Below are 15,331 nucleotides of genomic sequence, written 5' to 3' on the forward strand. Positions count from 1 at the left end.
AAGGCTTTTTTGACGCAACGAGAAAAGTTTAGAAGTTCTTGTGTTAAGCTGCTTTTTTGGTTAGCATTGTGAACAAATAGTTTCAAGTTAATACATAAATGGTTACGCGGTCAAAAGACATGCAATGTGACAAAAGGAGTCGATAGCATGAAGACAAAGTTTCTTAAGTTGCCGGTCTATCAACAAGGACTTTTCTTAACGTTGATTTGGCTAATGGTCGGGATTGGCGTGATGCTATATCGCTGGCCAACAAGCGATCAGGATTTTCAAACAACCGCCTATTGGCTTGCACCGAATTTGATTCATATGCAAGGTGAGGTGACCGCTCAATGGTTCCCGTTTGCGTGTGCAGTGACGGCCGGTGTGAGTCTTTATGTCGTCAAGCATATTAAAAGTAGAAACTGTGACACTAAAGAAGGCCTTTATGTACTTCAGAATTTGTGGCCCATCTGGTTGGTGACAATCGTAGTATTTTTCTTATTAAATCTTTGGCTACCACAAACAGGGATGACTCGTTTTTCGAGTTTTGATCGACAAGTACTCACGATTGCAATACTGTTTCTTGATATTACTTTATTTAGTTCTTACATGCTTTGGTTAAACTTCTGGGTGCCGGTTGGCCGGGTACATAATGTCATTAAGGTTCTATTTTGGGCAGTGCTTTTCCTTGGAGCTGGATTTATTATGAGCCACTTTCAATTTACGTTTGCCAGCAGCTCCTTTAGCTTGGACGATCTAGGACGACGTACATGGTTAACACTGCCATTTTGGCCAAGCTGGTTTTTAGGTTTACTATTAACGGCGGTTATTTGGTGGCACACTTTTCGTCGACTTCGAATGACGGATGATTCTCACTAAAATAGAGAGACCGGCCGTGCTCACACAACTCAGCAAAAAGATTGAGGGGGTCTAACTGCTGACAAGCGTACAACCTAGTCGGGCGAACCAACTATCCAAGATGAACAATCAAGCCTTAAAAAAACACGCTTTTTGTGAAAATAAACGCTTTCATCTATAATTTAGATAGCGCTATGAACCGTTTACGTAACTAATATTGAACGCGTAAAAATGTTAATTGGGCGGCAATTAGGGAAGGAGACTTTCTCATGAAAATGAAATTGCAACGCCTACCAATTGCACTACAAGGCATCGTTCTAGGCGCCATCTGGTTTTTGCTTGCTATAGCATTCATGCTGTATAACACTCCGACTGCAAAAAATGAAGTACCAATCCCCTTTCCACCACTTGTACCGCAGATGTTTCGAGTAGATGGTGTTGTAACAGCTGACTGGTTACAGTTCATTTTCTGGTTCATTCTTTTTCTCACGTGGTACGCGATCTATCGGGTTGTCAGACTAAATGACCAAACTCATACGCTTCAACCGGTGCTGCGAGCGGTCGTACCAATATGGGTATTTGCAATTACAATCGTCTTTATCGCAACTTTCTGGACGCCGATAATTGGGCTAAACGGCTTGTCGGTTGTTGAACGATCCTTAGTAACACTGGGGTTACTAGTTTTCACAGTTCTATTTGTGGGTGCATTTCGGTTGTATGGTGAGATTTTACGTTACAGTTCGAGACAAGGAAAAGTTTTCAGAATAATTTGCTGGTTTACACTTCTTTGCGCGTCATTCTATGTCATATGGCATCTACAGTTCACCGTTCAAGGAGCGCCCATTTTAAAAAATACGTTCTTGTTCGGTGGTCTCAGCCAAGACGCTTGGGTCGTACCTTTTTGGCCAAGTTGGCTGATTGGCATGGCGCTTGTTTCCTTAAGCTTGTTAATTATCAGAAAAAAAGCAATCAACATTCAGTACCCCGAAAAAACAATGTAGTCGATAAAAATTGCAATATATATAAATAAATAGGTTCCAAAACAAATAGCCGGCAATCTAATTGCTGGCTATTTGTTTAGATTTGTTCTTTTATGTTATATCCAAGAGAAATATTATTGATAGCGATTTCGACTTTGCAAAGTCATGTTGCTGGTCTAAAAGTTTGTAGCAACGAGGATGAGGAGGAGGCTGATGTCTTATAAATTAATTTGCCAACCTTTCAAAGATTTTCTTGACTACTGAAAGCGTTTGAATATAATAAATAGTGAACAGAAACAAACATTAATTAACAGGAGCTGAGAGAATGGCTAAGACGGTTGAGAATGACCTTTTTGATGCAGCGTTAGCATTTGTCGAGGATGGTGATGATCAGGATACAGTCTTTAAGCAAGTTTCCGATCAATTACTAGTAGCCGGTGCCGTTAAACCGGACTTTTATGAACATCTAAGCGAACGGGAAAAGAACTATCCGACAGGCATCGATATGAGCGTTGTGAACGCTGAATATCCGAATGTAGCGATTCCGCATACAGAAGGCGAATTCGTCAATGTTAGAAAAATTGTTCCGATCCGCCTCAAAAACCCGATCGAATTTGCCAATATGATTGCGCCAGATCAAAAACTCAAAGTTAGCTTTCTGTTCATGATTTTGAATAATGATCCCGAGGGCCAGGCCAACGTCTTGGCACAGATCATGGATTTTCTGACAACATCTTCTGCTGAAACATTAGCTAAATTATTCGGAGCAGACGATGCGGCAACAATTTACAACGTTTTGGCAACCAGTTTTAAAAAATAAGGAGGAAGTTTGTTATGACAGTCAAGATTTTGGCAGCTTGTGGTGCGGGTGTTAATTCTAGTCACCAGATCAAAGATGCAATTGAAAAGGAATTTAAGAAGCGCGGCTATAGCGTTCAGGCAGATGCCGTGATGGTCAAGGATGTTAATGAAGACATGATGAAGAATTATGACATTTTCACTCCAATTGCAAAGACCGATTTAGGCTTTACACCGGCAATTCCAGTTATTAACGCAGGTCCAATCTTGTATCGGATGCCAGCAATGGCGAAACCTGTTTACGACAAAATTGAAGGCGTTATCAAGAAGGAAAATCTGAAATAGTCTCATGGTCTGATGGCGATGAACCGTCAGATACATATAAGGAGTGAGAAAATTCATGCAAACCATTATTGATTTGGCCAATGCGGTCTTCAAGCCAGTTATTGATTTAGGGGCAGCACCGATTATGCTGATCGTGCTGACCTTAATTGCTTGGGCGGTTGGTGTTAACTTCTTTCATGCGTTGGAAGGCGGCATCAAACTTGCGATTGCGATTACCGCGATCGGGAGTGTTATCGGTTTATTGACAACCACCTACCAGCCGGCGTTAAATGCTTTCGTTAAGTCTACAGGGATCAATCTTTCAATTACTGACTTAGGTTGGGCGCCACTCGCAACAATTACTTGGGGTTCGCCGTATACATTATTCTTCTTGGCAATTCTGGTCATCGTCAACTTGATTTTGTTATTCTTGAATCGGACAAATACGTTGGATGTTGATATTTTTGATATCTGGCACTTATCATTTACTGGTTTACTGGCTATTTATTTCGGGGCTAACCTCTTTATTGCTACCATTTTGGTTATCTTTATCGGTATTTTGAAGATCATCAATTCTGATCTCATGAAACCAACTTTCAACGACTTACTGGACGATTGGGAAAATCCAATGACAACCACGCATTTAAACTACATGATGAATCCAGTCATCATGGTGTTTGATAAGTTGTTTGACAAACTGTTCCCATGGTTAGATAAATATGATTTTGATGCTGCTAAATTGAACGAAAAGATTGGTTTCTGGGGCAGTCGTTTTGCCATTGGGATTTATCTTGGGATCTTTATTGGTTTGATCTCCCACCAGAGCGTTAAGTCAATTGCGACACTGGCCTTTATGGCTGCTACCTGCTTGGAGCTGTTTAGTATTATCGGTTCTTGGTTCATCGCTGCTGTTGAACCGCTGTCACAAGGTGTTACTGATTTTGCCAATAAGCGTCTTGGCGGACGTATGTTGAATATCGGACTTGACTGGCCATTCTTGGCGGGCCGCGCTGAAATCTGGGCTGCTGCTAACGTTTTGGCACCAATCATGTTACTTGAAGCATTGATATTGCCTGGCAACCGTATTCTGCCTTTAGGTGGGATCATTGCCATGGGTGTTACCCCAGCCCTGCTGGTTGTGACTCGCGGTAAGATTATTCGGATGATCGTTATCGGTGCGATTGAACTGCCGCTCTTCCTTTGGGCAGGCACTCTCTCGGCACCATTTATCACACACACAGCGCGTGCATTGCACGCACCTGGTATTCCGGCAACAGGGCTCTTCTCTTCCTCAACTAAGGAAGGTCCAATCGAACAATTCATCGCTGTGCTTGTTGGTAAAGCTTCTAAAGGCGAAATGATGATGGTGCTTTACGCTGCCCTAGCACTGATTGCATACACCGCATTATTCTTCTGGTATCGTCATGAAATGATGAAGCGGAATCAGAAGTACTCTGATGAAGGTAAAGAAGTTGCTGACGACGTTAAGTTCGTTGCAACACACGGTGCTGCAGGATCCGTGGACTAAAATTCTTAAATCTTTTAACTTACAGCTTCATCATGAGATGCATAAAGAGCCTCCATCGTTTTTGATGGGGCTCTTTTTGTTTCATCAATGGTAAATAGACGTTATTACTTTTTGAGAAACAAGTAGAAGGACATTTTAAAGAGGCACAAAAAAAGTCGCGATGGCCTTCGCAACTTTACGTGATGATTGAATAAAAATGGCTGAATTGATTTACCGGCTTGCCCGATTCTCACGACGCTTTTTACGATCAAAGACATGGTCCATTTTGAGTAGCTGATAGAGGGCATAGCAGGCGGTGACCATCACTAATACTTGTGTCAATGAGTTTTTAAAAATACCGTTTATGATTGCTACGAATGTCACAAGGGCCAACCACAGTAAGTAAGTTTTTCTACGTGCCGTCATCAGATTACCTCCATTGGCTTTTGAATAACTCTATTATACCGCAGCTAAAGCGCTAACACTAGTCAAAAAAGAACTAAAATTAACAATATCGAACAGGCAACACAGCTCGTATTATTGAGGCTAAATAAGGTTGCGGGTTAATAGGCATCACTTGCATTGAAGTGGTAAAGCATGGAGAACTAAAAGCAAAGAAAAATAAAAAAGCTCCCACTGCATCCACAAAACGCAATCGGGGCTTCTGTTTACTTGAAAAATATAAAGCTGTTACAGTCTAATAAATCGAATTACAGTCTTGCTCCATTCTCAATGGGGGACTAACCACGTTCTTTCGATGAAGGGCGTGAGTGCGATGTCAACGTGGGCTGGTGGACACGTTAAAGTGACAGGGCACATTTTGGATGCTGTCTGAGTTGTTAACATAGGCGCATTCGGCCACTGTAACTTAGTCTAAATGCTTCACCTGAACGAGTTCGCCGGTGACGCCAACTTGAATACCTTGCTTGATCTTGTCTGTCCGACTTGCATGGACGACTTGAAACTTATTTTGCTTAACGATTAGCTTGTTATCAGTGTGATAGTCGGCTGGCAATGGTTGGTTGCTGCCGCGCACGAGCATCACGATAAACTTGAAGCCGCTGGCATGCGCTTCGCAAGGGCTGTAGTGAAGCGTGTCGCTGAAGAATTCCACAACGGTTCCAGCCGGTACGAAAAAAAGCTTCGCGTCTTTTTCGGCATTGAATTGGCCATCATGCATCTGACCGCGTTTGCCGATCACCATGACAACATCGGTGAAGAAAACGTTCACTTCACTGCCTTGATGAAATTCAACCGCAGTCAAAGCGTCGGCGTGGCCGGCACATTCGCCTGCTTCAATTGGCAGGCCAGCGTAGACATCGCGCCCAATTTGCTGGACGACGGGAATCCTTTCCATGTCGGGATTTGACGGGATATAGAGATTGGCTTCGCTAGGGGCGGGGATGGTGACGTGCTGATCCATGAAGGTTTTGAGCTCACTGACGTCATACTGTGCGTAAGTGACGCCATAGTCGGCAAATGCAGCCTCATCTAAGCTGTGGATGGTTTTATCTGGATTCAGGGTTCTGAGCTGATCAATGGTTGACATAGATGGACTTCTTTCTGAATGTTAATAGGATTCAATTGTGACTTTGGCAAAATACTCGTCAAACTTAGCTGGATTGACGAAGCCGGTTTCTGCTTCCATGGTGTTCAACATCCCGGTTGTCATCGCCGTTTTCATGATGTCTTCATCCGATTTGCCATCATGAATGCCCATGGCTAAGCCAGCCAATGTTGAGTCGCCGGAGCCCACAGGATTGACAACCTTAATCTTTGGAATGGCAGCGTGATAGAACTTATCCAAATGTTTTACGAAGGCACCAGCCGCACCTAGGGACACGACGATCCAATCGACACCATCAAAAATCGGGTCCATCAGATCGTGTTTCAAGGCCGTGTAGTCGGTTTTGTCGACATCACGGTTGAGCAGGCCGCCAAGTTCTTCTTCGTTTGGCTTAATCAGCAACGGTTTCACAGGTGCTTCTAAAGCGGATTTTAAAGTGGCACCTGATGTATCCAGAAGCACTTTGACGTTTTTTTGACCTGCATGGGCAATCATCTGGGTGTAATAATCAGCCGGTAATCCTTGCGGCATGGAACCGGAGATGGTGATCAAATCACTTTTGTCTAACAGGCTGTCAAAATGGCTGAGAAATTTCTCGGCATCTTCGGCAGCAATTGTTGGTCCGGCTTCCAGAATTTCAGTCTGTTCGCCGCCATCATGTAACATAGCAATCGAACTGCGGGTTTCGGCATCAATCGGGAAGAAGTCATGGTCAATGCCGTCGCGATCAAGCTGATTTTCCAACCACTTGCCAAAATAGCCGCCAATAAAGCCGGTTGCTGTAATCTCGTGATTTAACATATGAATGACGCGAGATACATTCAATCCCTTACCGCCAGCAGTTTTCCGTACCGTTTTCACCCGATTGACGGTGTCGATTTTGAGATGTTCGAGCGGGTAGGAGACGTCAACGGATGGGTTTAAAGTCACTGTTAAAATCATAAGTATTTTCCTCCAAAAATGTGATGATGAGCTGGGTCGGATACAAACCTAATCACGGAAGACGTTATAAAAGCCGATTCCCTGAGGAGTCGGCTTTTATCGTCTTCACGCGAATTAGGCGTGTTCGACCTTGTCCGTCCAAGGAGTTGCCGTTTCAGCTAAGACCTTGTTTAAGCGATCGATGTTTGCTTTGCCTTCAGTTTGCAGCCATGCTTTACCAGCAGCTTCGCCTTCAGCAGCAAATGGTTTCACGCCTGGTTTCCAAGTTGCCCGGCCGCAGAGAACACCGTTGAAGGTTGAACCTGCTTGCTTTGCAAATTTCAGTTCTTCGAGGAACAATTCGTTTGAAACGCCGGCAGACAGGAAAATGAATGGCAGGTCGGTGGCGTCGGATTGGGCTTTATAATACTTGGCAGCCTCCTCCTTGGTGTAAACCGGGGTCATGCCTTCATCTGTGAAGCCTTCGACAAACTTCTGATCAACTGGAACCTCGACTTTTAGAACAGAGACATTGTACTGTGGTTTGCTGAATTCCTTGGTGATCTTGATCACCTTATCTGGCTTCACCTTTGCCCATGCAGCCGTCCCAGTTTCATTGAGGGTGCCATCGTAGGAAACCAGTTCCAAGAACAATGGCAAATCGTTAGCCTTTGCTTCGGCACCAACGCGTTCAACGAAAGCATACTTGCGATCATTGATGGCGTCAGGTTCGTCTGGATCGATATAAAGCAAGAATTTAACGGCATCGCCGCCTTCATTCTTAATGCGCAACGCACTTTGATCATCAATCAGATCTGGAAAACGGCCAGGTTCGGTAGCATCATAACCGGTCTTTTCATATGAAAGCAGCAGGCCAGCTTGAGGGGCACGAACTTTGGCAGCCGGCAGACCATATTCCGGGTCAAGCAGAATGGAGCTGGCATACTTGGTTAATTCTTCGGAAACAGCCTTTTTGAAATCAACAATGGTGGTTTCATCCGCTGGCTTGTTAGCCGCTGCTGCAAGCATCTTTTTCAAGGAACCGCGTTGATCAATGGCCAGAGCAGAGATGACGTTGTTGTCATCGGACAATTGTTGCAAATGTTTGTATTGGCCAGCAGTAAGGGTGACAGTCATGTAGAAATTCCTCCTAAGAAATAGTGTCGAAGTGATAATTAGTCGTGGTAGACGCCTTCAGCCCACTTTTCGAGTTCAGTATCGAAGAAGTGTGGATTGTCTTTTTGTTCTGGATTTGGCTTAGCAATGTTATCAATTTTATCGATGATTTTCTTGTTCTCAGGGGTTTCTTTATAGGTGGCATCCAGATAAGCTTTGACAATATCTTGGATCATATGGATACCAACTGTGGCACCACCGATGCCCAATACATTGGCATTTAATTGATCACGTGCATAAACAGCCGAGGTCACGTCATCACACATAGCTGCCCGGATGCCCTCGTTTTTGTCAGCGGCGGTTGAAATACCGATACCAGTACCGCACATCACGATGCCTAAGTCAGCGCGGCCGTCAGCAACATCTTCGGCAACTTTCTTACCGTAAATAGGATAGTGGGTACGATGGGTGTCATAGGTACCTTCATCAATGACGGTATAGCCCATATCTTTTAACATGTTCGAAATTTCAATTTTCTGCATCGTGACGATGTGATCGTTACCAATAGCAATAATCATAAGTGTGAAGCTTCCTTTCTTCTTTTAGGCTGAGGGCAAGGGGACTAAATCATTTTTTCAAGCATGTCGAGGCGGATTTGGTGACGGCCGCCTGCATATTCGGTGTCCAGATAACGTTGGATGATCACAAGTGCACGATCATAACCTGTGATGCCAGTGCCAATAGCAATTGCCTTGGCGCCATTGTGTTCGGCGGTCATATGGGCGGTGTTTTCTTCTTCGACAACCGCGGTGACCATGCCCTTAACCTTGTTTGAAGCCATTGCTGAGCCAACGCCGTAACGGTCAAACATGATGGCTTTATGTGCATCGCCGCTCAACAGTTCCTTTGTAACAGCCAAAGATGAATCAACAAAATCTTCAGCAGGTTCTGGGGTCATATCCTTAACCCGATACTGATGATCCTCTAAATACTTTTTAACTTGTTCCTTCATTGCGAATCCATCTTTGTCTGCGCCAATAATGACATCCATGTTCTTATTCTCCTTTATTTGTTTTATCTGTGATGACATGTGTGAACGTGTTGTAATGTTGAAGATCATCGCGACTGATGCCCGGATCGGTAATCAAGCCATCTGTCTGATCAAGATCATAGAAGCTATAGAAGTCTTGCCGATTCAACTTGAAATGATCTGCGACCACAAGTTTCATGCCCGCATTGTCTAAGGCAATACGTTGTGTCTGGCCTTCTTCGGGGCTAGCATTGCTGATATGATTGTCCGCAATACCGTTGACACTGATAAATGCTTTCGTGGTGGTGAGATGTGCTAGCATTTCGTTTGCTAAGCTGCCGATAAATGCGCCAGATCGAGCCCGAAGCCGTCCGCCAATTAGTTGCAGTGAAAAGAAATCCGCGCGATCCTGAAAACTTTGAAAAACAGGGAGACTATTGGTGATGATGCGCACATCGGGTTTTTTGAGATATTGTGCAATCATTTCGTTCGTGGTCCCAGGGCCGATATAGATCGTGTCACCTGGTATGATCAGTGCGGCAATTGTTGCGGCGATTTTTCGCTTTTCATTCACATGAATTGATCGCTTTTCATTTCGGGATAATTCAGTCAGCGGTTTAAAGTTGGTACTTTGGGCGCCGCCATGAATGCGGACTAACTCTTTTTGGTCGGCAAGCTCTTCCAAATCCCGTCGCACCGTCATCGTTGAAACACCAAGGCTTTCCCCGATTTCGTTGACAGTTACAATACCCTTGCGGTCAACTAAATTACGTATTGTCAGTAAGCGCTCGTCTTTTAACATATCCTCACCTCGCACGTGTGTTCATTGTTGTTTGATTTTGTTTCTTATTACATTGTTCAAGTTACCACCGAGTTCAATATTCGTCAAGCCTATAAATACGATGTCTATTAAGATTTCATTTGCCTTGATGATAATTGATAGAGATCACAAGAAAACGGTTTACAATGAACAAACAAATATAATGCGACATTTAACCAAACAGAAAACAACATACACACACAGAAATCTGTTTTCACGAACGGTTTCACAAAAATGCTTATGCTGGGTGACCTGTGTCGGATGGCTTTTTAGCTGGTATAGATGAGAAATTCATGGCATAAATTCAAAAAATAAGTTTAAAAAAACCGCCAATAGTTGCATGTGCGCACGCACCCTTTGGCGGTTTTTGGTTGGAAATTGTGGATAAACGTCATTTTAACGTAGTATATAATAGGAACAACACGTCAAGCTAAGGTTGGCAAAGTCAGCAAATCACTTGCCTGTTGTAGCACCGCAACCCGAGGCATTACTTCATTACTTGGCGGCGTGGTCCAACCTGCAAGTGCAAAAGCAACCTTGGCGTCGGCAGCTGCCTGTGCATCAGTCGGTGTATCACCAATGTAGATCGTTGATGCTGGCTCACTGCCCAAACGTTCACGTGCGAGGGTGATGGGATCGCCAAAGGGTTTGTTGCGTTTGGCCTCGCCAGCAACCACGATCGCGTCGAAGTAAGGACTAAAATGAAACTTTTTGTCTTCTTCAATGAACTGCGTCTTGTCTTTTGACGTCACTAGGCCAAGCTTGTAGGTTTGTTTGAGCTGATTGAGCGCATGCTGCATACCGGGAAACCAAGCAATGTCGGTGAGGAATTCCTTCGAATCTTCTCGCCATTGCTCATGGACTTCAGGAATTTCTGCGGCACTGAATCCGAGTTCCGCGAGGCTGTCAACGCCCGCACGCCCATTGGTCCAGGTTAATTCATGAATGGGGACCTCTCGGCCATGGCGGCGTAATGTTTTTTGTAAGCCATACAAATACGCCTCTACATTGTCGAGCAGCGTACCATCGATGTCGAAGATAAAAGTGTTCATGATATTCCTCCCAATAAAGATAATTGTAGCAAGTAAGCGATAACAAGGAAAGGCGTAACGATGAGATTCTTACACACAGCCGATTGGCATATTGGCAAAAAACTAAATGATTTTGATTTGCTTGAGGATCAACAAGCTGTGTTTGAGCAGCTGGTGGAAACGGCTGAGCAGCATAAAGTTGATGCCATTGTCATTGCGGGGGATCTCTATGACCGCGCCTTGCCAAGCGAAGCTGCTGTTTCCGTTCTGGATAACATGTTGATTAAGTTGAATCGTGACCACGGCTATCCGTTGTTGGTCATTTCAGGCAACCATGACTCGGCGGTACGCCTGCGCACAGGTCGAGCATGGTATGCAGCTACTAAAATGTTTGTTAATACCCAAGTAGCCGAAGCTTTTGCACCCATTGAGTTGGATGGCGTCCAATTCTTTTTGCTGCCGTATTTTGAACCCTTTGCTGTTCGTGACTATTTTCAAGATAAGACAATCACGAATGTGGCTCAGGCAATTCGCCCGATTGTCGTGAAAATGAAGACTTTATTTAAGCCAAATATGCGTCATATTCTGGTTAGTCATTTTTTCGCTGCTGGAAGTGACCATAGTGCTTCGGAAACGAAAGTTAATGTTGGTGGATTGGACGCGGTACCGCTGGATGATTTGGCAGCATTTGATTATGTGGCACTAGGGCATCTGCACAACCATCATGCTTTGCATGGTGAACCAAAGATTCAATATAGCGGTGCTTTGTTAAAATACGCGGTCAGCGAGGCCCATCAAGAAAAAGGGGTCTATATTGTCGATACTGAGACCATGGATCGTGAGTTTGTGCCGTTGAAGCCTAAGCACGATTTAATCGAGTTAAAAGCTAGTTATGCCGACTTGACGGCTCCAGCATACTATCAGCAGCAGGATCGAGACGCCTATATTGGGATTGATTTGACCGATACGCAAGTAATTCCGAATGTCATGGCGCAATTACGCCAGATTTATCCGCGGATTATTAGCCTGCGCCGTGAGAACGGCGTGAATGCCGTCAAGCCTTTGCAAGAGCGGCAGCGTGATTTGGATCCGATGAGTTTGCTGCAGACTTTTTTTAAAGATATGACACAAGATGATTTGTCGGCCGCCCAGATTAAGTGGGCGAAGGCAGGGTTGACGACGGCTAAAAAGGAGCAGGCATAATGCAACTTAAACAATTACACATGCAATTTTTTGGTCCGTATGCAGATGCAGTCGTTGATTTTGACGATTTTCGCACCAGTCCCTTATTCTTGATCAGCGGGCCGACCGGCAGTGGTAAAACCACGATTTTTGATGCTTTGATTTATGCCTTGTATGGTGAAACGTCAGGTGAGCGTGACGGTGAGCAAATGCGCTCAAATTTTGCAGGTAACAGCGATTTAACAAAGGTGACACTCACCTTTGATCATGATGGCAAACATTATTTAATCGAGCGCCAACCGCCGCAATTGCAAAGTAAAAAACGCGGCGATGGACTAACCGAAGTCAAAGCTAAGGTGTTGCTAGCTATCTCTTCAGATGAAAAACAGGTGGCTGAGTACCGTAAGAAAAATCAAGTTCAGGAACAGCTAGACGCCGTTTTACACCTTGATGCTTCGCAGTTTCGACAGATTGTTTTGTTGCCACAAGGCGATTTTCGCCGGTTCTTAGATGCTGATAGCAATGCGAAAGAAGATCTACTGCGTGACTTGTTCGGTACTCAGTTGATTCAACGTTGGCAAACCGCTATGTTGGCGCAGATGAAGGCCAAGGGAGCAGCCATTCAGGACCAAGAGCGGATGTTAGACGTTTTGATGTCGCAGTTTGACTTCGAGACGGCTCCTGACGAGCATGCTACGATGGCGGATAAGCTGTCATTGATGAGAGCAACGGTGGCGAGTCAAGCGAAAGTTGTGACAGCAAGACAAGCGACCGCGGCGCAAAGTCACCAACGATATCAGGAAGCACAAACGGCACTGCAACAGGGGCAACAATTGGCGCAGGCTTTTACAGAGCGAGAACAAGCCGCCACAGCTTTAGCAAAACTGGCGGAGCAAAAACAAACCCATCAGAAGCAATTAAAACAAATTGAACAATTGACATGGGTACAGCAACATGAAAATGCTGCTCAACGTGTTCAAAAGGCTGGACAAGATCTTAAAGCGGCAATTGTGCAGTCTGAACAAACGCAAGCAGCTGTAACGACGACCGAACAGAAATTTTCTCTGGACAAGCAAGCTTTAGCACGCTTGCAGGCCAAATCAGACCAGATTGAGGCCCAAAAGAAACAACTGAATAGTTTACAGGCTGTTCAGCAACAGTTGACAGCCATCGCCGAACAAAATAAACAGGTGATTAAACAAGCAGCGATTGTTAATGAGGCTGAGCTTGCGTTGGCGCACGCACAACAGCAGTTGACAGACGCCCAAACCGTTAAAACACAGCAGCAAACAAGTCTGGATAACTTGCGCTTGGATGAGCTGATAACCACGGTCAATACTCAGCGCAACTTATTGGCTGCCTTAGTGCCACAGGCTGCTAATTATCAGGAAGCCCAAGCTGATGTTGCACAGTTGTCTATGGCCATCAAAAAAACCAAAGTTACGCTGGAACAAGCCGAAACGCAGGTAGCAGCCACAGCCTCGCATTTGAACAAGCTTCAGCAGACTCAGATTCGCCAACAAATTGCACATTTGGCTGCTAAGCTCGAGCCTGACAGTCCATGTCCTGTTTGCGGCAGTACTAGCCATCCGCACCCGGCGCTTGTGGTTGACGAACCATTGGTGAGCGAAGCAGCGTTGAAACAAGCCGATCAGGAACGGCAAAAGGCTGCCGCAAGAAAAACTATGGTCGAGACACAATTGGCGAATCTTGAAACCCAACTGAAAACTGCGAAGGCCAAAACCACACAGGCAATGCAGGCTTTTACTGAGCATTGGCAAGAACAGGCCAAACTGATTGCAGGCGTTGCGGATAAAACTGGTATTTTACAACAATTAACGGCGTTGAAAACACTGGCGGCAACTAACGAGCACCAGTTAACGGAAGCGCAAACGGAGCACGCTGCTTTGCAAGTTGCGCTAAAAAAGAGTGACAAGGCCATCACTACCGGTACGACAAAAGTTCAGCAATGCGAAGCTAGTTTGAACACGGCTAGAATTGATGCGGCTGAAGCGCAAAGTGCGTTGAAGACCATGCAAAAGAACCTGCCCGCGGAAGCGACGGATTTGGCGACGGTCGCTGCTCAAGCTACAACCCTGCAGACAACCATTACAACGTATCAGGCTCAACTTCAGGAGGCGCAGGCAAGGGTCAATGCTTTGGATCGGCAATTAGCCGGGTTGCAAGCAGACGAGAAACACGCCGCGGCACAAGTGACTGCTTTGACCAAGGAACAGGCGGAAGCAAAAGCAACCTTTACGATAGCAGTCACGCAGTATTTTGGTGCTGATGGCAAGCAACGGTTCGCCGAGTTGCAACTGCGGGTATCACAATTACCGCTATTGAACGAACAGGTTCAGACTTATGAGCATACACAGCTCAAGCAACAAACGTTATTAGATGCCGCCAATAAAACTATTGGTACCCAAGCACAGCCACAGCTTGATCAGCTTGAGGCCGAAGCAACAGCAGCGGAAACGACAGCAACAAACGACCAAACGGCTTTGATTAAGATTAGTCAGACGCATGATGCTGCTGAAAAATTGGCCAAACAAGCGGCCACTATCTTTACGGCCAATCAAACGGCGCTTGCAGCCTATGCGGATTTACAAACACTGGCCACTGTGATGAATGGCAATGGTCCCAAGAAACTCAGTCTGGAGCGATACGTTTTGCAGGCTTATTTGCAAGAAATTCTGAATGTGGCCAATAGCCGTCTGCAGGTTTTGTCCAATAACCGGTATCAATTTGTTTTGCATACCAGCTTGGGGACGCAGAAGATCCACTCTGGGTTGGAAATTGATGTTTACGATGATCAGGTTGGTGAGAAACGAGCTGTGCAGACGCTATCAGGCGGTGAAAGCTTCATCGCTGCCCTTAGCTTGGCGCTGGCTTTAGGTGAAGTGATTCAGCAGGAAAGCGGCGGGATTAATATTGATGCATTGTTTGTTGATGAAGGCTTCGGCAGCCTTGATGCCAATAGTCTTGATGTGGCGATGAATGCGTTAGAATCATTAGAAGGCGAATCGCGGCTAATTGGCATCATTTCACATGTGACCGAGCTGCGGGATAATATTCCCGATCAGTTGCAAGTTGAGCCAGCAGGTACGGGCCGCAGTCGCTTAAAGATCCTTCACTCGGCTTAGCACTTTTAAATTGAGTGTGCCAAGTCTACGTGAAAGTGGTATAACAGAGATTGTAAGGGTCAATCCTACGAA

The 15,331-nt window shown here is 45.1% G+C and carries 15 protein-coding genes; 7 read left to right on the forward strand and 8 right to left on the reverse strand.

Going from position 1 to position 15,331, the window contains the following annotated elements; genetic code table 11:
* Positions 1–147 precede the first annotated feature (147 nt).
* The 5 genes from LBPC_RS03020 to LBPC_RS03040 all read left to right on the forward strand — a co-directional run bounded on the left by LBPC_RS03020 (position 148) and on the right by LBPC_RS03040 (position 4,467).
* On the forward strand, positions 148–858 hold the full coding sequence (locus LBPC_RS03020; RefSeq protein WP_003573945.1) for a hypothetical protein: 711 nt from the start codon (positions 148–150) through the stop codon (positions 856–858).
* A 248-nt stretch (positions 859–1,106) separates the two neighbouring features.
* A complete protein-coding gene (locus LBPC_RS03025; protein ID WP_003662841.1) occupies positions 1,107–1,838 on the forward strand; it encodes a hypothetical protein in 732 nt (243 codons plus the stop codon).
* Positions 1,839–2,142: 304 nt separating this feature from the next.
* A complete protein-coding gene (locus LBPC_RS03030; RefSeq protein ID WP_003563725.1) occupies positions 2,143–2,637 on the forward strand; it encodes a PTS sugar transporter subunit IIA in 495 nt (164 codons plus the stop codon).
* Positions 2,638–2,651: 14 nt separating this feature from the next.
* Positions 2,652–2,960 carry a PTS sugar transporter subunit IIB gene (locus tag LBPC_RS03035; RefSeq protein ID WP_003563727.1) on the forward strand — a complete coding sequence of 103 codons (309 nt, stop codon included), beginning with the start codon at positions 2,652–2,654 and terminating at the stop codon, positions 2,958–2,960.
* Positions 2,961–3,015: 55 nt separating this feature from the next.
* Entirely contained in the window at positions 3,016–4,467 is a 1,452-nt protein-coding gene (locus LBPC_RS03040; protein ID WP_003662843.1) for a PTS galactitol transporter subunit IIC, read from the forward strand.
* Between the two features lie 210 nt (positions 4,468–4,677).
* Here the strand turns inward: LBPC_RS03040 and LBPC_RS03045 are convergent, their stop codons facing one another.
* From LBPC_RS03045 to LBPC_RS03080, 8 genes are all read right to left on the reverse strand, one after another.
* A complete protein-coding gene (locus LBPC_RS03045; RefSeq protein ID WP_003569166.1) occupies positions 4,678–4,872 on the reverse strand; it encodes a hypothetical protein in 195 nt (64 codons plus the stop codon).
* A 442-nt stretch (positions 4,873–5,314) separates the two neighbouring features.
* Complete coding sequence (locus tag LBPC_RS03050) at positions 5,315–5,995, reverse strand: DUF4867 family protein (RefSeq protein WP_003662844.1); 681 nt, start codon at positions 5,993–5,995, stop codon at positions 5,315–5,317.
* Between the two features lie 21 nt (positions 5,996–6,016).
* On the reverse strand, positions 6,017–6,955 hold the full coding sequence (gene lacC / locus LBPC_RS03055) for a tagatose-6-phosphate kinase (protein ID WP_003662845.1): 939 nt from the start codon (positions 6,953–6,955) through the stop codon (positions 6,017–6,019).
* A gap of 114 nt (positions 6,956–7,069) precedes the next feature.
* Positions 7,070–8,071 (reverse strand): tagatose-bisphosphate aldolase, encoded by a 1,002-nt coding sequence (locus tag LBPC_RS03060; protein ID WP_003662846.1) that lies wholly within the window; start codon positions 8,069–8,071, stop codon positions 7,070–7,072.
* A gap of 38 nt (positions 8,072–8,109) precedes the next feature.
* Positions 8,110–8,628 (reverse strand): galactose-6-phosphate isomerase subunit LacB, encoded by a 519-nt coding sequence (gene lacB / locus LBPC_RS03065; protein ID WP_003662847.1) that lies wholly within the window; start codon positions 8,626–8,628, stop codon positions 8,110–8,112.
* Between the two features lie 44 nt (positions 8,629–8,672).
* Positions 8,673–9,101 carry a galactose-6-phosphate isomerase subunit LacA gene (gene lacA / locus LBPC_RS03070; RefSeq protein ID WP_003573960.1) on the reverse strand — a complete coding sequence of 143 codons (429 nt, stop codon included), beginning with the start codon at positions 9,099–9,101 and terminating at the stop codon, positions 8,673–8,675.
* A 4-nt stretch (positions 9,102–9,105) separates the two neighbouring features.
* On the reverse strand, positions 9,106–9,882 hold the full coding sequence (locus tag LBPC_RS03075) for a DeoR/GlpR family DNA-binding transcription regulator (RefSeq protein ID WP_003563743.1): 777 nt from the start codon (positions 9,880–9,882) through the stop codon (positions 9,106–9,108).
* A 443-nt stretch (positions 9,883–10,325) separates the two neighbouring features.
* Positions 10,326–10,952 carry an HAD family hydrolase gene (locus LBPC_RS03080; protein WP_003563745.1) on the reverse strand — a complete coding sequence of 209 codons (627 nt, stop codon included), beginning with the start codon at positions 10,950–10,952 and terminating at the stop codon, positions 10,326–10,328.
* Positions 10,953–11,012: 60 nt separating this feature from the next.
* On the opposite strand from LBPC_RS03080, the gene LBPC_RS03085 reads away from it, so the two are divergent.
* Positions 11,013–12,134, forward strand: coding sequence for an exonuclease SbcCD subunit D (locus LBPC_RS03085; protein ID WP_003592493.1), 1,122 nt, complete (start codon positions 11,013–11,015; stop codon positions 12,132–12,134).
* On the forward strand, positions 12,134–15,259 hold the full coding sequence (locus LBPC_RS03090) for an AAA family ATPase (RefSeq protein ID WP_003662849.1): 3,126 nt from the start codon (positions 12,134–12,136) through the stop codon (positions 15,257–15,259). Before LBPC_RS03085 ends, LBPC_RS03090 begins: the two co-directional genes overlap by 1 nt.
* The last annotated feature ends 72 nt before the right edge of the window (positions 15,260–15,331 follow it).

The organism is Lacticaseibacillus paracasei subsp. paracasei (assembly GCF_000829035.1).
GTDB classification, from domain to species: Bacteria; Bacillota; Bacilli; order Lactobacillales; family Lactobacillaceae; genus Lacticaseibacillus; species Lacticaseibacillus paracasei.